Origin of the sequence: Anoxybacillus sp. EFIL, assembly GCF_013096955.1 — a bacterium.
Taxonomy (GTDB): Bacteria; Bacillota; Bacilli; order Bacillales; family Anoxybacillaceae; genus Anoxybacillus; species Anoxybacillus ayderensis.
In genome coordinates this window covers 14,404-33,922 of sequence record NZ_SDLH01000013.1, presented here as the reverse complement: position 1 = coordinate 33,922, position 19,519 = coordinate 14,404, and the positions used below count along the sequence as shown (strand labels likewise).

Below are 19,519 nucleotides of genomic sequence, written 5' to 3'. Positions count from 1 at the left end.
CCTTTATTTCATATATTGATATGCGGGAATGACCGCCCATTTCGGTGTATTATGCTTAATGCGCGCAACAACAATTGTCATATCATCTTCAATTTCTCCGCCGTTGACACGAATGACCTCTTCTAAAAGCAACTCTGATACTTCTTGGGGATCATTCGTTTTTAATTCTTTAATTTTTCGTTTCATCCATACATCATGATTTTCAATGTGCGACACTCCATCTAAAATGCCGTCGCTCATCATAATAAGCAAATCGCCTGCTTTTAATTGTTCTTCAATCATTTCAAACTCTACTCCAGTAATAATGCCAATTGGCAAATTGCTCGATTCAATTTTCATCACGTTGTTTCCCCGTTTAATAAAGCTTGGTGAAGACCCGACTTTCAAAAATTTTGTCGTTGCATTTTGCAAATCGACAATCGCTAAGTCTAACGTCGAAAAAATTTCCTCTGTCGTCCGTAAAGCTAAAATAGAGTTAATGGATTTAATCGCAATTCGCTCTTCAATTCCTGATTGTAAAATTTTTTGTAGTAGCTTGAGCGTCTCTTTACTTTCATAATGCGCTCGTTCACCATTCCCCATTCCGTCGCTAATAGCTAACGCATATTTTCCTCCGCCAATTTCCATCATTGCATAGCTATCACCTGAAATGAATCCGCCCCCTTTTGCAACATACGCAACACCTGTGTCAATGACAAACGCTTTCGAAGAACTGAACGTCACCCGACAATCTCCGTTTGGATATATAGAACAATCTTCTTTTTTCACAACGATCGTCTCACCTAAAATATCAGATAGCATCGGTGCAATAAGCTTTTCGCACTCTCCTCTTCCGTCGCAATACGGAACGACCATCTCAATGTCAACGCTTCCTTTGTCTAAACTATAAATTTCAACATCGTTTACATCGACCCCAAACTGTTGAAGGGCATGTAAAATTTGTTCTTCCTGCACATAATAATTTTCACGTTCTTTTTGAATTTCTTTCGCGAAGTCTTCCATGACTTGCGATACACCTAATAACTGTTCTGCGACAAGTCTTCTGCTCTCTTTCATTTGTTGCTTTAGTTTTTTATTGGCTTTATAAAATGACACGTCTTTTTCAATAATTTGAACGACTTTATTTGCTTTCACACAATGTTTATTCCATTCGCGTAACAACTTCGCATTCGTCATTTGATCATTTTCGCCTGCTTCTTGCATAATCTTTTTCATATAATCATATGTTTTATCAAAGTGGGTCATCCAACATTGGTCTTTCTTAAAACACGTTTGACACGTTTTAGCAGCAACATCGCTTAAAAAGTAATCAATTTCACGTTCTTCCTCTTCCTCATGCGTAAGCACACCGTATGAAGAGAAACTTTTCGATAACGCTTGAAACACATGAGAAAATTGTTCGACTCGCTGGGCTGTAACATCGCGAATTTTTCTTACATATTGTTGTTGCTCATTCGTATGCTCAACCGTTCCTGGCACATACTTCGCCATTTTGCTCGTTAACGATTGTGGCGTCATCAAGAAAAGTAAAACGGCAAATACCGACTCGACGACATTTGGCACAATGTTCGCTACCCCTTCGCTATAAAGGGTGATTAACAATGTTGCAACGACGAGCCCAAACGAAACACCTAGCTTTCTCCCTTCTTTCAATAGCCCACCGAGCAATCCAGCGAATGCTAGTAGACTCATTTGGTATAAATTTGATACATTCGCTAAACTTAAAATGAGCCCTGTCACAACACCAACAGTTGAACCGACGGTCGCACCAGCAACAAAAGCAAACAAAAGCAATAAATAGCGTGACGCAACATGTTCTAGTGAAAGATCATAAATCGACCAACCAACCATCCCTGTCATCATCGAAGCAAGAAGAATGACAAAAGAAATGACTTCTTCTGGCTTTAACGTTTGTTTATATTTTTGATGGTCAAATAACGGAACACTTTGTAAAAAAATGAGCGTTAAAATGGAGGCAAGACCTGCTTCAATAAACATCGTCATTCCTTCGTATATCGTCCATTCATCATTCCACGTATAAATCATGATCATCTTCGCAAACACAGAGGCAGAAAACACGACAACTGGCAATCTTTTCGGCGGAGCATCAATCCAGTACAACAAACGATAAAAAACGAGAAACATAACGATCGAAGCAACTATAAATAGAGAGGTGTAAAAAGAGATGGTCAACGCTCCCGCAAATAAAGCAATAAACACAAATCCTAACTTATCACGACGAAGTAAATAAATGGCTGCAAAAAAAGGTAAAGCAAACGGTGTCATTTTTGTTAAAATGAGAGCTCGTCCAAGCAAAAAACCGATGATTAAAAACAAAAACCCTTGCTGGAATAACAAATGGCTTAAACGAACCGTAAACCGTTGAAACCACTGAGAAACTGTTGTTCTTGTCTCACTTAAAGGTACTTCCGCCATTCGATTGACTAACTTCCGTTCTAATCTCTCCATATTTATCCTCTCCCTTTTTTCCATATATTCGTCTATTAACTTGTATTATACAGACTGAATTATCAAAATTTTGTCAAAAAAAGAAGATGAATCATATAAATCTTTCGACGGAATACCACAAAAAACGGGTTATACAAACAAAAAAACACCAATTTCGTGACGAAATTGGTGTTTTTTGATGACCCGTACGGGATTCGAACCCGTGTTACCGCCGTGAAAGGGCGGTGTCTTAACCACTTGACCAACGGGCCACTATGTGTAATTTGGTAGCGGCGGAGGGAATCGAACCCCCGACCTCACGGGTATGAACCGTACGCTCTAGCCAGCTGAGCTACGCCGCCATGCAACGACATTTTTTATGCTAACATGTTCTTTAAACAAAGTCAATAGTTTTTTCACTATGAAATTCAAACGAAAAAGCATCCACTCATGAAATGGATGCTTATATAAACTGCCTCATGTCTCGTTCGGCAGCAAGTTAACCGCGTCGAGCACCACGACCTCCTCGTTTCGATTCAGTATGGCGTTTAAGGGATGCTAAACGATCTTCACTTTCTTTCAAGAAACGGCTAATTTTTTGCTCAAAACTTTCTTTTGAAGCGCGATCATTTCCTTTATTGCGCGGACGTGAAGCTTGTTCTTTTGCCTTTTTGATCGATAAGCCAATCTTTCCATCTTTCTCAACATTAATGACACGAACTTCGACAACATCGCCTACTTTAAGATGTTCGTTAATGTCTTTTACATAGCTGTCAGCTACTTCACTAATGTGCACTAAGCCTGTCGCGCCTTCTGGTAACTCAACAAACGCTCCGAATTTTGTAATGCCCGTTACTTTTCCCTGTAACTTGCTGCCTACTTCAATTGACATAAAAAAAGTGCTCCTCCTTAAAATCTGAAAAATCGTTTCTTTCATTATACATAATGAAAAAAACAAGTGTCAATAAGCCTTCTGCCTATCTCTTTTACTCATCAGGAGTGATGAAAATAATTTCTCCTTCTTTCGACAAAAAATATTGTTTTCGCGCCAATTCGGCAATATATTTATCATCATTTAATTTTTTGATCTCTTCTTTTAATCTTTTTTCATCTTTTTGTAACGTGCGCAACTTTTCCTCTAGTTGCTCTTTCGTTTTTATTTGTTCATCGATTGCGGAAGATTGTGTCATCATCGTATATAAAAACAGCGAAGAAGCGGCTAACGCTATCGTTGCCACAAAGCTAAAACGAATAACAATTTTTTTACGACGCCGCGCCTTTTTATGTTCTTGTTTTTCTTGTTGAATAACATACGACGTTTGAATTTTTTTTACTTTGCTTTTTTGTGGGGCACCCATGTTTTTCACCGCTCCTTCTTCATTACCCTTTTTTCCTAAATATATTCGTGATTTTGGCGAGAAACCCTTTTCCAATATGAAAGAAACGTCCAACTGCTGCTTGAAAGCGAAGCGGAGTTTTTCGCCAAATGAAACGTCCAATCCATATAAAAGGTTGCAATAAAAAGCGTATACATACATATACGACTTTATATAAAATTTTACCAATGGATAAAACAAAATGACAAGTAGCGATCAATAAAAAAACAAAAAAACGGTAAAGAAGTCGGAGTGGAAATACGATGATGTAATAAAATAAACGCATAAGGAAACGATATAACGTCACAACGATGCGAATGATGTGTTGCAACAAGCGAACATACATATTTTGAAATAACGCTTGATAAGCAGCGTACCCACATAAAATAGCTAAAAAAATGTACAAACGAATTTGTCCATTATTCACGAGCAACAACGTGTAAAATACATATAACGCTTGCACAATCCAAAAAAGAATATCTGCAATCCATACGATCAGCCGATGACGTTCGGAACGATTGAATATATGTGCGTATGTATCAAAAGATGCACCGATGACGATCCCTGTTCCAATCATCGCAAGCAAAGTCGTAAATTGCACATGTAAACTCATTTAAACAACTTGCTAAAGAATCCTTTAGCTTTCTCCGTATGATGTTCGTCCAAATAAACGATCTCGAAAATTTTTCCCTTAATTGACACAATTCCTTTATCTACATCTAAGTTTTTCATTTGTAAACTTTGTCCTTTAATAGACAAAAAACCCATAACCGTTTCTAATAAAAATTCTTCATTATCAAAGCTTTCGACTTGCTTCACACCTGTAATTTCTAACGTGCGGCGACCGCGCATCATAATGTCGTGTTCTTGAATCGGTCCTTTATTTCCGATATTTTGTGTCATCATTGTCTCCCCCTCACAACGATCATTTGTACAAGTGTATGAGGGGGGGAAATGGTTTAGAACAAGCTATTCCACTCGCTCTTCTTTTACGATTTCGTATAAGGCGCTCGCTTCTTCTTTTTTCGCATGCTCTTGCAATCCGAGCACTTTTACTGTCACATGTTTTTGACCAAATTGAATCATCATTTCATCGCCTATTTTTACTGTTGAACTTGCTTTCGCTTGTTGACCGTTAATAAATACACGTCCTTGCTCAGCTACTTCTTTCGCCAACGTTCTTCTTTTAATAAGTCGAGAAACTTTTAAAAACTTATCGAGTCGCATATTATAACCCCTCCCTTTTTGCTTCTTCCCATATTTCATCTAGTTGGTCTAGCGAATATGAGCTCCAATCTTTTCTACTTTGTTTTACTTTTTGTTCGATGTATTGAAAACGACGATAAAACTTTTCGTTCGCCATCGCTAATGCCTCTTCAGGATTGACTTTATAGTATCGACATACGTTAATAAGCGCAAACAATAAATCACCAAACTCCATTTTTAATTTTTGTTCATCCATGCGATTGGCTTCTTGTTTCACTTCATTCATTTCTTCTTCCACTTTACGCCACATCGACTCTACTTCAGACCAATCAAATCCAACTTCCGCTGCCTTTTTTTGATATTCATATGCTCGCGATGTGCCTGGTAACGCCTTAGCCACATCGTCAAGCAATGAAAGAGACTCCCTTGCTTTTTCCTCCTGCTTTATCGCTTGCCAGTTACGTACAACCTCTTCAGCATGCTCGACATGAACATCCCCAAATACGTGTGGATGACGGCGAATCATTTTTTCTGTAACGGCGCGAATGACGTCATCAATCGAAAACATTCCTTCATCTTCTCCAATTTGAGCATGAAGCATGACTTGTAATAATACGTCGCCGAGCTCTTCAACCATGTTTTCATCGTCTTGCTGATCAATTGCATCAAGAAGCTCATATGCTTCTTCGAGCAAGTATTTTTTCAGCGACTCGTGCGTCTGTTTCCGATCCCAAGGGCAACCGTTCGGCCCACGCAACGTCGCAATGACACGTCGTAAAGTAATGAAATCATGGTACAAAAGCTCATCATTTTCTACTTTCGGTACATAAACGCTCGTTAAATTGTTAACCGTCATCCCGCGATCAAGCTCGTATAGTGGAACTTTTTCGATACGCTCTTGTTTACTTCCTGCTGCATAAACGATAAAAACCGGATAATCGTGCGGTAATTTTTCTAATAGAGCTAGTTTGACATCGGATGCAATAAACGAATCATATACTTGACAAAAAATGATATGATTTCTCAATTGAATTTCGTCCGGTTGAAATGAAGTCGCATCAATCAATTGAAATCCCTCAATCGGATCGAGACCAACGGCGTTAAATAGGGCATCAAGAAAGCTCTGCCCCCCTTCAATGCGAACAGATATATGATCTCGTTTTTCAAGCAATAACTTTACTGTGCGCTCAGCAACAAGTGGATGTCCTGGCACAGCATATACGACATCCCCTTTTTTTACTTCTTCACAAAGAAAAGCAACAATATGTTCATACACTTGTTCAAATTGATCATATTTTTCATATATATCGTCAAATGATTGAGCGTATATCCCTTCTGCTTCTAATTGTGCAACAACAGGATGATCTTTTGTCCGCAAAAAGAGGCGCTCCGCTTGTTTTAACGTGCGGTACACACCTAAAGACAGTTGATCTATATCTCCTGCCCCAAGACCGACAATTGTAATTGTACCCATGACTATCCAGCCTTTCTTTGTTTGATGTTTGTTAAATAACGACCAAGTGGAATGGCAAGTAATTCTTTCTCATCGAAAACTCCCTTTTTAACGACCATTATAATATAAACAAACGCCCCTATAAACACGCCAACAATTGCTTGAAGCGATGAAAATAGCCTTCCTTGATGAACAGGTAACTCGTTCGTTAACATGATGTATCCAATTAAAATGATTGCCATCACCGTAGCCGCTTGCATCGTCTGAATGACTGTAACGAATGAAAGCAACGGGCGAGACATTTGTTTTTGCACATAAAAAAGAGCGCTTGTACACATGACAACATAGGCAAAGAATGTCGCCATTGCTGCCCCAACCGTATGCCATAAAGGAACGAACCATATATTTAACACCCACTTCGTTACCATACCTATACATACGATGGAAAGCGGGCGAAATACATCCCCAATTCCTTGTAAAATCGCAATAAACGTTAACGTTAACGAAGTAAAAAGAATACAAATGGACAAAATCGTTAGCTCGATCGCACCAGCATGATCTTTAAACAACATGATATTCGCTTGTTTTAATATACAAACTAAACCAACTGCTGCCCCCAACCCAATAACAAAAGCTACCCGAACAGCTGTATATACCCCTTCACGTTGTGTTTGTTTGCGTGATAACATCGGCACAAGCGCTAACGAAAAAGAAGTAGCTGCTACGGTTCCAAGTTGAATGAACGGTTGACCACGGTCATAAATTCCTTTCGCCGTTTTAGCTAGCTCATGTAATCCTGCTTGTCGCAGCAAAGGTAAAAGAGTAAATGAGTCAACGAGCTGCATTAAAACGAGCACCATGTTTGCTAAGCAAATCGTCACTCCGTGAATCGCTAAAAATGACAGCACTTTTCTTTTTTCCTGTTTTGGCAACTGTATTCCCGTATAGGCATTCATTCGTCTTCGCAACATATACGCAACGAGAACGAAAAGCGCTGCAAAACTTCCTATGAGCGAGCCAAACATCGCACCAGCCCCTGCTTCATAAACGGTAAATCCGCGATGAAGCAAAAGAAAAGATAGAAACAAAATAGCTACTACACGTATGAACTGCTCCACGACTTGTGAAACAGCTGTCGGAATCATCTCCTCTCTCCCTTGAAAATATCCGCGCAAAACAGAAGTAAATGGGAGAAGCAAAAAGGCAAACGAAATCACACGAATAAGGGGAGCTAATTGATCATCTCCCATCATGATCGCAAAAAACGAGGCACCAAAATACAAAATGGAAAACATGATAACGCTGATGAATGATAAAAAATAAAAAGAAAGCCGCGCAACCGCAAACTCATATGTTGGCTGTTTATTTTGAGCAATCAGTTTTGAAATCGCAACAGGGTATCCATACGTTGATAAAGCAAGGAAAATTCCATAAAACGGATAAACTTGTTGGTAAATATAAAATCCAACATCACCCGCAATATTTTGATACGGAATGCGATAAAAAGCGCTCAATATTTTTGTAAATAAGGCCGCAAGCGTCAATATGAACGCTCCGCGCAACCAGTCTTTTCTTCCCATAGCCTTTCACCTTTTCAGTCACGTATAATGATACATCAAAAAAAGGTAGCGAGATGCTACCTTTATTGTTCCATTTGACGAGCGAGGAAGCTCGCGGCTGTTTCTGCTGCTTTATGCTCCACTTCACCAAGTGTTTTATCTTTTGAGAAAATAATAACTGCCCCGATTGGATCCCCTCCGGCAATAATCGGTGCAATCACGTATGATTGCATATGCTCTTCATGGGCTTGTGCAAATGACACGTTTGTTTCTTCCGTATGCAAAACGGACTGGCGATCTTCCATCACTTTTTCAACAAGTTCACTTACGCTTTTGTTTAAATACTCTTTTTTCGATCCACCTGCTACTGCGATAAATACATCGCGATCACAAATGAGTACAGGTTGTCCTAAGCTGTCAAATAGAGCCTCAGCGTACTCTTTTGCAAAGTCGCCTAGTTCGCTAATCGGCGAATACTTTTTCAAAATGACCTCACCATCACGGTCAACAAATATTTCAAGCGGGTCTCCTTCACGAATGCGAAGTGTTCTGCGAATTTCTTTCGGAATGACTACTCGTCCTAAATCATCAATTCGTCGAACAATACCTGTTGCTTTCATCTATCGATGCCTCACTTTCATGTAGTTATTAAAAATGGCACTGGTGAAGCAGTTGAATAATTCACCATTGTTGTGATTAGTATCCGTAACAAACGAAGTTATATACACAATGAAGGGGGATTTTTTTTAAAAAGTGAAAATCCCCCATCTTCATCATTGCCACTTATTTATAAACAGTAAACATGTATTACTCAATTATTTTTTAGCATATTTTAACCCTTTTAGCAACTCATAAATGATCATCATCCATTGTTGTGGTTTCATCCCTTTCGTATGAACGACAATTTTAAATCGATCGCCGTCCATGCCAAACCCAACGTCTCTTCCATACGGCTCACCGAGTTTAAACAATTTGCTGACATCGATTTGCTTTGTCGTTTCTTGTGAGAACAAAATCGTAATTTCTTGTTTCGTTTGCTTAATGGACTGAATGAGATGCTGTTTTGCATATATTTTCATTTCTGCAATTTGGAATAAATACGCCACTTCATCTGGATACTCACCGAAACGGTCTAACATTTCTTCTCGCAATTGTTCGAGTTCCTCTAACGAGTCAAGTGCGCGGAATCGTTTATACATCTCGATTTTTTGTTGTTCATTTGAAATGTAATGCTCCGGAATATACGCATCAACTTCTACATCAATTTCTACTTCAAACGGTTTTTCTTGCTTCATTCCTCGTCGTTCTTCAATAGCTTCTTTCAACATTTGAGAATAAAGCTCAAAACCGACGGAATCAATAAACCCGTGTTGCTGTGCCCCTAATAAGTTTCCAGCTCCTCGAATAGACAAATCGCGCATCGCAATTTTAAAACCAGATCCGAGCTCTGTAAACTCCTTAATCGCTTGTAATCGTTTTTCGGCTATTTCATTTAACACTTTATCTTTTCGATACGTAAAATACGCATACGCAATGCGATTGGAACGCCCCACTCGCCCACGCAATTGATATAGTTGGGAAAGACCCATTTTGTCGGCATCATAAACAATTAACGTATTTACATTTGGAATATCGACGCCTGTTTCGATAATCGTCGTACTTACTAACACATCGTACTGTCCTTCTAAAAACGCAAGCATGACCGCCTCTAATTCATGTTCGGACATTCTTCCGTGCGCATACGTGACGCGCGCATCAGGCACGAGCATCGAAATTTCTTCCGCTTTGCGATCGATATCTTCAATGCGATTATAAAGGAAAAACACTTGTCCTCCGCGCGCCATTTCGCGCTCAATCGCTTCTCGCACAATGATCGGACTATATTCCATCACATACGTTTGTACGGGGAAACGATTTTCCGGAGGTGTTTCGATGACAGATAAATCGCGGACACCGATAAGCGACATATGCAACGTGCGCGGGATCGGTGTAGCGGTTAATGTTAATACATCAATATTTGTTTTTAATTGTTTAATTTTTTCTTTATGAGCAACACCGAATCGTTGTTCCTCGTCAATAATTAATAAACCTAAATCTTTAAACGATACATCTTTTGATAAAAGCCGATGCGTACCAATCACCATATCGATTGTGCCGTCTTTTAAGCCTTGGATCGTTTCCGCTTGTTGTTTTTTTGTACGGAAACGACTTAATAAACCGACGTTAATCGGATATCCTTGGAAACGTTCACGGACCGTTTCATAATGTTGCTGGGCTAAAATTGTCGTTGGAACGAGAAATGCGACTTGTTTTCCGTCCATAATTGCTTTAAATGCGGCACGCAACGCAACTTCTGTTTTCCCATAACCAACATCCCCACATAATAGCCGATCCATCGGGCGCTCGCTTTCCATGTCCCGTTTAATTTCACGAATCGAACGAAGCTGATCTTCCGTTTCTTGATATGGGAACGCTGCTTCAAATTCCCGTTGCATTTCATTATCAGGTGAGAATGCATATCCTTTGCTCGCTTCTCGCTCCGCGTACAATTTCATTAAATCTTCGGCAATATCTTGAACAGAAGACTCTACTTTCTTTTTTACTTTCTTCCATTCTGTTCCGCCTAGTTTATAAATTTTCGGTTCTTTTCCTTCTGAACCAACATATTTTTGGACGAGATCCATTTGATCAACAGGAACGTATAACGTATCATTCCCTTGATATTGAATATGAATGTAATCTTTATGGATTCCGTTAATTTCTAACGTTTCGATTCCTAAATATTTCCCGATTCCGTGATTGACGTGAACGACATAGTCACCAACTTTTAAGTCCGTATAACTTTTAATACGCTCCGCATTCGACAATTTTTGACGTCGCATAGGACGTTTCAGTCGTTTTTTAAATAGCTCTTCTTCCGTAATGACGGCAAGCTTTTGCATTGACAATTCAAATCCTGCGACGAGCCCCGACGGAACGATTTGACATTTCCCATGGAATAATGCATCGTCTTTTCCGATTTGAATGGCATCAATCTCATAATCTTCCAACGTTCGTTTCAGCTTTTTCGCTCGTTCTTCGTCCCCCGCTAGCAACACAACCGCATAGTTTCCCTTTTGCCAACGTTCAATTTCCACCTTTAACAATTGCATTTGACTATAGAACACTTGTATTTGCTTGCAAGATATATTGACAATATTTTGCGGGTGTGTATATGGGATATGACGTAAAAATAAAGACAAATAAATCGTTTGCCTCATCCGCTTTTGTAACACTTCAGGAAACGAATGAGAAATCGATACGTTTTGTACGATTTTTCCTTCTTCCAATAAGTTCGTATACCACTCTGCCTCTTCTTGCTCGAGTTTTTCTGCTACTTCTTGAATGCGACTCATTTCATCAATGACAACTACACCGTTGTCTGGAATATAATCTAGCAAACTCGCAGCCGAAGGGTAAAAGAACGAGAAATACTTGTACATTTCTTCGATTGATTTTCCATTTTTCAGCTGTTCCAATTCAAACGACATATGTTCGTATAAACGATTTTTCGTCTTTTCATCATGAATATGCTGCAACGTATCATGAAATTGTACTTCTAGCTTTTGAATAGCTTCAGCCATATGTTGTTGTTCAATAATGAGTTCCGTCGCTGGACCGATGAATACCTCATCTATTTCAGCTACCGAACGTTGATCGTCAACTGCAAACGTCCGAATCGACTCAATTTCAATATCAAATAACTCAATGCGATAAGGAAGCTCTGCAGTAAGGGGATAAATATCAATAATGCCTCCTCGAACGCTAAACTCCCCTGGCGTTGAAACGACTGATACACGCTCGTATCCCATCGCAACAAATTGTTTTAAACAACGTTCGACGTCCACTTGCCCACCAACGCGAAAATGAAGTTGATAACGTTCCCATACATCTTTTGGTGGAAGTAGTCGTCGCAATGCGGCAATTGGAGCGATGACGATTCCTTTTTTCCGTTCACACCAATAGTTTAATACTTCTAAACGTTGTGCTCTCAATTCCGGACTAGCTACAGCTAATTCAGCTGCAATTAATTCATTGACGGGATAAAGAAATACTTCCTCCTCATCCACTAATTGAATCAGATCGTCATATATTTTTTGTGCTTGAAATAAATTGTGCGTTACAATGCATAAAGGCCGTTCTGTCTCCTCATACAAAGAAGAAATAAAAACAGAACGGGCCGAGCCAGATAAACCTGTCACAAGCTGCTCTTTTAACCCATTGCGAATGCCCTCTGCAACCGATTGCATGTCCGCATGATTCATAAAATATTGTCTTAAACCTCGCAAAAAATTCCCTCCTCTCCAACATAAATACAAAAACGCTTTGGGATCCCCAAAGCCAATTATTGAATAAACTTTTCATATTGATGAAGATCAGGATTCTGATCTAATGCTTCTTGGCAATGTTCACAAATGGACTTTACGTAAATTTCTCCTGAAGGGAGATACTGGATCATATCTAATTTTTCTTCTTCCGTTAAGCGATGAAAACCTAATTGCTCACTTTCTAAATCGAGCACATCAAGCGTCCCCATTTTCATGCCGCAATGACGGCAATAATAGTGTAATGCCATATCGCATCCCCTCCTAAATGGTTGATTTAATCGAATACATTTTGAACCATTTAGGAGGAAATTATTCAATTATTTATTGAATTCATTCATCACTTGAGCGAATGGAATGTGTAACGATCGCTCGCACGCATCAGCTGCCTTTTGAATCGCTTGATCGATATTTATTTTTTCTTCAGCTGTAAACCGACCTAATACGTAGTCGCTCACTTTCATGCCATTTTTCGGGCGATCGATACCGATACGGATGCGTTTAAATTGCTCTGTCTTCAAATGATGAATAAGTGATTTCATCCCATTATGCCCGCCTGCACTTCCTTTCGGGCGTAAGCGAACCGTCCCTGTCGGTAAGTCTAAGTCGTCATAAATGACAATCACATCATCGACATCAATGTCATAATAATCCATCAACGGACGAACACATTCGCCCGATAAGTTCATATATGTAAGCGGTTTGCACAATATGACTTTTTCCCCCGAAATGATACCACTTGCAAATATACCTTGAAACTTCGTTTGATTAAGGGCAAAACCCCAGCGATGAGCAAGCTCGTCAACGACCATAAAACCTACATTATGTCTCGTTTGCTCGTACTCTTTTCCTGGGTTGCCTAAACCAACAAACAGTTTTGCCATTTCTTCTGCTCCTTCTCTCCATACTGCAAAAGACGTAACCAATGATGGCTACGTCCGTCACGGCGTTGTTTCGCGTCCTTCTTCCGATTCCGGTTTCCCTGGTTCTTGTTCTTCACCGCTATGAATTTCTTCTTCTTGCTTCGGTGGCAAGATCGACGCGATCACTTCTGTCGGATCATGATTGATTTCATAAACACCGTTCGTTTGAATATGTGAAACTGTAACAACATCGCCTACTTGTAAATTTGTTATGTCTATATCGATGGACGGTGGAATATTTGACGGTAACGCCCGAATGGACAATTGATGCATCGCCTGCTGCAGTACACCACCGTCTTTTACACCTGCTGCTTCACCAACCAAATGAATAGGAACGTGAACATCAATTTCTGTCTTTGCATCAACCGCTAAAAAGTCAATATGAATGACATCGTGGCGAATCGGATGCTTTTGCATATCACGAACGATGATGCGAATATGATCGCCATTTAGTTTCGCGTCTAAAAGACCGCTCCCGCCAACAGCCCGCCATTGTTTCAAAAACTCGGCCGCATCAACAAAAACCGATTGGCTATTCGTTTTTTTTCCGTACAAAACAGCTGGGATGTGACCATGTTTTCGCATTTGTTTAACATAAGAGCGTCGATGATCTGTACGTAATTGAAGTTGTAACAATGAAATCACCTTCCTATTTTAGAATCGCTCATAGCTTCCCCTAAAATAGGAAGGTCTAAACGCCATTAATCGAACAATGCGCTAATTGATTGTTCTTCGTGTACGCGAATAATTGCTTCACCGATAAGCGGGGCAACAGATAGCTCTACAATTTTATTCGTTTTCTTTTCTTCAGGAATAGCAATCGTATTCGTTACAACAAGCTCTTTAATTTTCGAGTTTTGAATTCGTTCAATCGCTGGACCTGATAAAACAGGGTGCGTACAACATGCATACACTTCTTTCGCCCCATGCTCAGCTAACGCATTTGCTGCTAAAGTAATTGTTCCAGCTGTATCAATAATATCGTCCACTAAAATTGTCGTTTTCCCTTGCACATTACCAATAATGTTCATCACTTCCGCCACATTTGGTCTTGGACGGCGTTTGTCAATAATGGCAATAGGCGCTTTTAGGCGATCTGCCATTTTCCGTGCGCGCGTCACACCGCCGTGGTCTGGAGAAACAATGACAATGTCATCAAGCTGTTTTTCTTTAAAGTAATCTGCTAAAATCGGCACACCCATTAAGTGGTCGATTGGAATATCAAAAAATCCTTGAATTTGTGGTGCGTGCAAATCAAGTGTAATGACGCGAGAGGCACCCGCTGTTTCTAATAAATTAGCAACCAATTTTGCGGTGATCGGCTCGCGAGAACGGGCTTTCCGATCTTGGCGAGCATATCCGTAGTACGGTATAACAATATTAATGGTTTTGGCAGACGCTCGCTTTAATGCGTCAATCATAATAAGCAATTCCATCAAATGTTCATTTACAGGGGCGCTTGTTGATTGAATAACATAAACATCGCAGCCACGAATACTTTCTTCAATGTTAATTTGAATTTCCCCGTCGCTAAAACGAGAAACGGAGCATTTTCCTAGTTCAACGCCAATGACTTTTGCGATTTCTCGGGCTAAAATCGGATTCGAATTTAACGAAAATAACTTTAAATTAGAATTCAAATACTGAGACATGGGTAAGTAAACCTCCATTAGGATTTTTTCTTTTCTTGTAGACGCTCAACATAATTTTCTTTATTTGTTTGCCGAGCACGGGCAATAGCTAAAGCTCGGTTAGGTACATCATCGGTAATAGTTGATCCGGCCGCTACGTATGCTCCGCTTCCTACAACGACAGGGGCAATTAAGTTTGAGTTACAGCCGATAAACGCACCATCTTCAATTTTTGTCACATATTTATTTACCCCATCATAATTTACCGTAATCGTACCACAACCGATATTCACATCAGCACCTACTTCAGCATCCCCGATATAGCTTAAGTGCGATGCTTTACTTCCATTTCCAAACGTCGCTTTTTTAATTTCGACAAAGTTTCCGATTCTCACATCGTCGCCAATTTTAGATAGCGGACGAATGTGGGCAAATGGACCGATCGTTACATCTTTGCCTACTTCGCTGTCATGTACAACAGAATGACGAATCGATGTATTGTCACCAATACGACTATTTTTAATTTCGCTATTCGGTCCGATGATGCAATTTTCACCAATTACCGTATCGCCTTCAATCCATGTCCCAGGATAAATGACCGTATCCTGTCCAATGTGCACATCAGGTGCTATATACGTATGCTCAGGATCAATGATTGTCACGCCATTTGCCATATGTTTACGATGAATGCGCATACGCATAATTTTTTCTGCTTGAGCAAGTGCAATGCGGTCATTCACGCCTAACGTTTCTTCAAACATTGGTGTTTCGTACGCTGAAATAATTTCGCCTTGTTTTTTCAAAATTTCGATGACATCTGGTAAATAATATTCCCCTTGCGCATTATCGTTCGACACTTTCGTCAGCGCTTCAAATAGCGCACGATTATCAAAACAATACGTTCCTGTATTAATTTCACGAATCATTCGCTCTTCTTCTGTTGCATCTTTATGTTCTACAATTTTTTCGACATGTCCATCTTGATTTCGGACAATGCGACCATATCCAGTTGGATCTTCTGCAAGGGCGGTTAAAATCGTTGCTTTCGCTTTCGTCTGTAAATGATGTTGTAAAAGCGCTTCCATCGTTTCTGAGGTGATCAGTGGTGTATCTCCACAAACGACGAGAGTTACACCATCTTTATCAGCTAAATGAGGTGCTGCTTGCATGACAGCATGCGCCGTCCCAAGCTGTTGTTCTTGAATGACGTACTCACTTTGATTGCCAAGTTGTTCTTTCACTCGTTCTGCTCCAAAACCAACAACTGTAATTAATCGATCGACATGTAACGTAGAAATGGCATCCACTACATGTTGTACCATCGGCTTCCCACAGACAGGGTGTAACACTTTATACAGCTTTGAACGCATACGCGTTCCCTGTCCAGCCGCTAAAATGATCGCATATCGTTTCATCGTAAGGCCTCCATACCTCTCTTTATCCATATTGAATATATATCAATTATGTATGTATTTCAAGGAAACATTGTCATCTACCAAAAAAATTCATCATTTTCACTATATGTTCTTTATTAATAGGATGAACATTATTTTGCATATGAAAAGGACCCTCTTGTAACGAAAGGGTCCTCTCTTATGATTTACGAAGCACCTGCTTCTTCAAGCTCTTTTTCCAACTCACCAGCACGGTGATATTCAGCTAAAACAGCTTCTTGAATTTTCCCGCGGGTTGTTGAGTTAATTGGATGAGCGATGTCACGGAATTCCCCGTCAGGAGTACGCTTGCTTGGCATAGCGACAAACAAGCCGTTATTGCCTTCAATCACGCGGATATCATGAACGACAAATTCATGATCCAACGTAATCGAAGCAATCGCTCTCATACGTCCTTCGGTATTCACGCGGCGTAATCTCACGTCAGTCACTTCCATTCTGTTCACCACCTTTTCCCTATATAAGAACTTAAGTGAATTTATTCCACGTCGTTTTTTATTTTCCTGCTAACATGAAAAAAATTTTTTTACGATTGTTTGACAAGTGCAACGACTTCAATTTCAATTAACGCATCTTTTGGCAAGCGGGCAACTTCAACAGCGGAACGCGCTGGTTTATGATCGCGAAAATATTGGCCGTATACTTCATTCATCGCTGCAAAATCATTCATATCTTTTAAAAATACTGTTGTTTTTACAACTGTTTCTAAAGACGCCCCTGCCGCTTCAAGCACGGCTTGTAAGTTTTTGAATACTTGATGCGTTTGTGCTTGAATGTCCCCTTGTACCATTTCTCCTTCCGGCGTTAAAGCAATTTGCCCAGAGCTGTAAAACATATTGTTAACGATAATGCCTTGAGAGTATGGTCCAATCGCTTGTGGAGCTTGATTTGTGTGCACAACTTTCATGTCTCTTCCTCCTGTATGTAAAAATCATTTATTTTATTTGACAAAATGAAAGTAGTTTCCTTCTTCTACGGTAATTTGTTTTTCTTTGACATTCACAGACGTTAGTTTCACAAGGGAAACATATTCATCAACGAGTCGCTCTTCTGCTTCTTCCGACTCAACGAGCACACCAATGCCAACAACGTTTGCACGAAACTCTGAAAGCAAACTAATCATGCCGTTAATTGTTCCGCCAGCTTTCATAAAATCATCAACAATTAAGACGTTTGCTCCTTCTTTTAAACTCCGCTTAGATAAAACCATCGTTTGAATGCGTTTCGATGAACCGGACACGTAATTGATGCTGACCATTGATCCTTCCGTTACTTTACTATCACGACGAATAATGACGACAGGTACATTTAAAAAACTTGCAACCGCATAAGCTAGCGGAATTCCTTTTGTAGCAACCGTTACAACAAAATCAATATGTTCATGCGCAAACGCAGAAGCATATAAACGCCCAATTTGGTTGACGATGCGCGTATCACCGAGCAAATCCGTCATGTACAAATAACCCCCTGGTAATAATCGATCAGGGTCTGCTAAGCTTGTACATAATTGCTGAATAAACTGTTTTGCTTCTGCTTCTGACATTTTCGGGACATATTGCACTCCTCCGGCAGCTCCAGGAAGCGTGCGCAACAAACCGATTCCTTGTTGCTCAAACGTTTGCTTAATAATAGCTAAATCTTCGCTAATGGACGATTTTGCTGATCCATATCGCTCTGCAAAAAAAGTCAGCGGTACAAGTTGATGTGGGTGATAAAGCAAATAGTGCGTCATATCCACAAGCCGACTGCTTCGCCTTAATTTCATGTGATAACCTCCTTATTGTTCGTGCCTTTCCCCGATTAATCGAACAGCATATACGTGTTCACAAAAGCCCCGCAACCCGTTATATACACGTTGCAAACGCGAATCGTGTTGAACAAGGCCAAATACGGTTGGACCACTGCCACTCATTAACGATACATCTGCTCCAAAACGCTTCATTTGTTCTTTAATTTGAGCTACTTCGGGATGCATGTTTAATGTGACACTTTCTAGCACGTTCCCCGCGAGCGCACAAATTTTTTCGTAATCTTTTTCTTTAATGGCAGCAACCATTCCGTCTACATTCGGATGATCAACAGATTGTAAATTCAAATTGCGATACACATCCGCCGTTGATACACCGATTGTTGGCTTCGCTAAAATGACCCAACTTGGTGGAGGGGCAGGGATATGTTCAATTTTTTCTCCTCGCCCTGTGGCAACTGCCGTTCCTCCATATACACAAAACGGAACATCTGAACCGATTTCTGCACCAATTTCAGCAAGCTCATCTAAGCTTAAACCTAACCCCCAAAGTTTATTTAACCCACGCAACGTTGCAGCCGCATCGCTACTCCCACCTGCAAGACCTGCTGCAACAGGGATACATTTCGTAATAGAAATGGCTACACCGCGACGAACGCCGAACTTTTCTTTCAACAATTTCGCGGCTTGATACGCTAAATTTCGTTCATCATCCGGCACAAAACGATTGTGGGAGATAATTTGAATCTTATCACAATACAAATCCATTAACTCTACACGGTCAGCTAAGTCAATTGTCGTCATCACCATTTTGACTTCATGGTAACCGTCCGCACGCTTATGTAATACATCGAGAGATAAATTAATTTTCGCTGGTGCCTTCACTAACAACCTCAACTTGTTCACCTACTTTTCCGACTTCAAACTTCTATCGACATTTTACCACAAAAAATAGTGAACAAATACGTGCCTTTTCAATAGCCATAAAAAAAGAGACTACCGATATCGGTCGCCTCCTTAACCGTTATGAATGTGAGCTGCTCATCGCTACTTGTTCGTCATCTAAAAATGTAAGTTGCACCGTCTCTGTCAATACGTCTGCATAACTATATGATACACGTTCAAAAGCGTTTTCTTCTTGATCAAGTTCAACGACAAATACGGACGGATATGTTTGGGCTAACACGCCGCAACGCTCGATTGTCTTTCGACGCCCACCGTTCGCCTTTAACGTCAATCTTTTACCTAGATTCGAATCCAGAACTTTTTTAATTTCCGACAATGTTTTTCCCATCGTATCCACCTCACTATTATGTAGTATAACAAATACAAATAAATAAGTCAAAAAATAAGAATTA

20 protein-coding genes and 2 tRNA genes are annotated in these 19,519 nt (G+C 40.0%); all 22 read right to left on the bottom strand.

Translation table 11 applies throughout. The features are described from left to right. Positions 1–3 precede the first annotated feature (3 nt). The 22 genes from spoIIE to veg all read right to left on the bottom strand — a co-directional run bounded on the left by spoIIE (position 4) and on the right by veg (position 19,455). A complete protein-coding gene (spoIIE, locus tag ES017_RS14460) occupies positions 4–2,469 on the bottom strand; it encodes a stage II sporulation protein E (RefSeq protein WP_021095782.1) in 2,466 nt (821 codons plus the stop codon). A gap of 179 nt (positions 2,470–2,648) precedes the next feature. Continuing rightward, positions 2,649–2,720 (bottom strand) — tRNA-Glu (locus ES017_RS14455). Between the two features lie 13 nt (positions 2,721–2,733). Next, positions 2,734–2,810: transfer RNA gene (locus ES017_RS14450), tRNA-Met, on the bottom strand. A gap of 137 nt (positions 2,811–2,947) precedes the next feature. Then, on the bottom strand, positions 2,948–3,340 hold the full coding sequence (locus ES017_RS14445; protein WP_006323664.1) for a S1 domain-containing RNA-binding protein: 393 nt from the start codon (positions 3,338–3,340) through the stop codon (positions 2,948–2,950). A 94-nt stretch (positions 3,341–3,434) separates the two neighbouring features. After that, on the bottom strand, positions 3,435–3,806 hold the full coding sequence (locus tag ES017_RS14440) for an FtsB family cell division protein (RefSeq protein ID WP_021095781.1): 372 nt from the start codon (positions 3,804–3,806) through the stop codon (positions 3,435–3,437). Positions 3,807–3,828: 22 nt separating this feature from the next. Further along, positions 3,829–4,425, bottom strand: a complete 597-nt coding sequence (gene yabQ, locus ES017_RS14435) for a spore cortex biosynthesis protein YabQ (RefSeq protein WP_235045459.1) — start codon at positions 4,423–4,425, stop codon at positions 3,829–3,831. A gap of 8 nt (positions 4,426–4,433) precedes the next feature. After that, positions 4,434–4,727: a sporulation protein YabP gene (gene yabP / locus ES017_RS14430; RefSeq protein WP_042535926.1), complete on the bottom strand. Its 294-nt coding sequence runs from the start codon at positions 4,725–4,727 to the stop codon at positions 4,434–4,436. A 66-nt stretch (positions 4,728–4,793) separates the two neighbouring features. Next, positions 4,794–5,051, bottom strand: coding sequence for an RNA-binding S4 domain-containing protein (locus tag ES017_RS14425; RefSeq protein ID WP_042535924.1), 258 nt, complete (start codon positions 5,049–5,051; stop codon positions 4,794–4,796). A gap of 1 nt (position 5,052) precedes the next feature. Continuing rightward, complete coding sequence (gene yabN, locus ES017_RS14420) at positions 5,053–6,504, bottom strand: bifunctional methyltransferase/pyrophosphohydrolase YabN (protein WP_042535922.1); 1,452 nt, start codon at positions 6,502–6,504, stop codon at positions 5,053–5,055. Positions 6,505–6,506: 2 nt separating this feature from the next. After that, positions 6,507–8,063 carry a putative polysaccharide biosynthesis protein gene (locus ES017_RS14415; RefSeq protein WP_042535920.1) on the bottom strand — a complete coding sequence of 519 codons (1,557 nt, stop codon included), beginning with the start codon at positions 8,061–8,063 and terminating at the stop codon, positions 6,507–6,509. Positions 8,064–8,125: 62 nt separating this feature from the next. Beyond that, positions 8,126–8,662 (bottom strand): stage V sporulation protein T, encoded by a 537-nt coding sequence (spoVT, locus tag ES017_RS14410; RefSeq protein WP_009360768.1) that lies wholly within the window; start codon positions 8,660–8,662, stop codon positions 8,126–8,128. Positions 8,663–8,857: 195 nt separating this feature from the next. Then, positions 8,858–12,370 (bottom strand): transcription-repair coupling factor, encoded by a 3,513-nt coding sequence (gene mfd, locus ES017_RS14405; protein ID WP_042535918.1) that lies wholly within the window; start codon positions 12,368–12,370, stop codon positions 8,858–8,860. 56 nt (positions 12,371–12,426) lie between these two features. Continuing rightward, positions 12,427–12,657: an anti-sigma-F factor Fin gene (gene fin / locus ES017_RS14400; RefSeq protein ID WP_042535916.1), complete on the bottom strand. Its 231-nt coding sequence runs from the start codon at positions 12,655–12,657 to the stop codon at positions 12,427–12,429. Positions 12,658–12,726: 69 nt separating this feature from the next. Then, the gene (gene pth / locus ES017_RS14395) at positions 12,727–13,290 is read right to left on the bottom strand and encodes an aminoacyl-tRNA hydrolase (RefSeq protein ID WP_042535914.1); all 564 of its coding nucleotides are present in this window, start codon (positions 13,288–13,290) and stop codon (positions 12,727–12,729) included. A 57-nt stretch (positions 13,291–13,347) separates the two neighbouring features. Further along, positions 13,348–13,974 carry a 50S ribosomal protein L25/general stress protein Ctc gene (locus ES017_RS14390; RefSeq protein WP_042535912.1) on the bottom strand — a complete coding sequence of 209 codons (627 nt, stop codon included), beginning with the start codon at positions 13,972–13,974 and terminating at the stop codon, positions 13,348–13,350. A 56-nt stretch (positions 13,975–14,030) separates the two neighbouring features. Further along, a complete protein-coding gene (locus ES017_RS14385; protein WP_042535909.1) occupies positions 14,031–14,981 on the bottom strand; it encodes a ribose-phosphate diphosphokinase in 951 nt (316 codons plus the stop codon). Between the two features lie 17 nt (positions 14,982–14,998). Further along, positions 14,999–16,375: a bifunctional UDP-N-acetylglucosamine diphosphorylase/glucosamine-1-phosphate N-acetyltransferase GlmU gene (gene glmU / locus ES017_RS14380; protein WP_021095771.1), complete on the bottom strand. Its 1,377-nt coding sequence runs from the start codon at positions 16,373–16,375 to the stop codon at positions 14,999–15,001. Between the two features lie 185 nt (positions 16,376–16,560). Further along, complete coding sequence (gene spoVG / locus ES017_RS14375) at positions 16,561–16,851, bottom strand: septation regulator SpoVG (RefSeq protein ID WP_003398210.1); 291 nt, start codon at positions 16,849–16,851, stop codon at positions 16,561–16,563. Positions 16,852–16,940: 89 nt separating this feature from the next. Next, the gene (locus ES017_RS14370; protein ID WP_004888532.1) at positions 16,941–17,321 is read right to left on the bottom strand and encodes a RidA family protein; all 381 of its coding nucleotides are present in this window, start codon (positions 17,319–17,321) and stop codon (positions 16,941–16,943) included. A 33-nt stretch (positions 17,322–17,354) separates the two neighbouring features. Next, positions 17,355–18,179: a pur operon repressor gene (purR, locus tag ES017_RS14365; RefSeq protein ID WP_021095770.1), complete on the bottom strand. Its 825-nt coding sequence runs from the start codon at positions 18,177–18,179 to the stop codon at positions 17,355–17,357. Positions 18,180–18,191: 12 nt separating this feature from the next. After that, a complete protein-coding gene (ispE, locus tag ES017_RS14360; protein WP_035063573.1) occupies positions 18,192–19,058 on the bottom strand; it encodes a 4-(cytidine 5'-diphospho)-2-C-methyl-D-erythritol kinase in 867 nt (288 codons plus the stop codon). A gap of 127 nt (positions 19,059–19,185) precedes the next feature. After that, entirely contained in the window at positions 19,186–19,455 is a 270-nt protein-coding gene (veg, locus tag ES017_RS14355) for a biofilm formation stimulator Veg (protein WP_004888526.1), read from the bottom strand. Between the last annotated feature and the right edge of the window lie 64 nt (positions 19,456–19,519).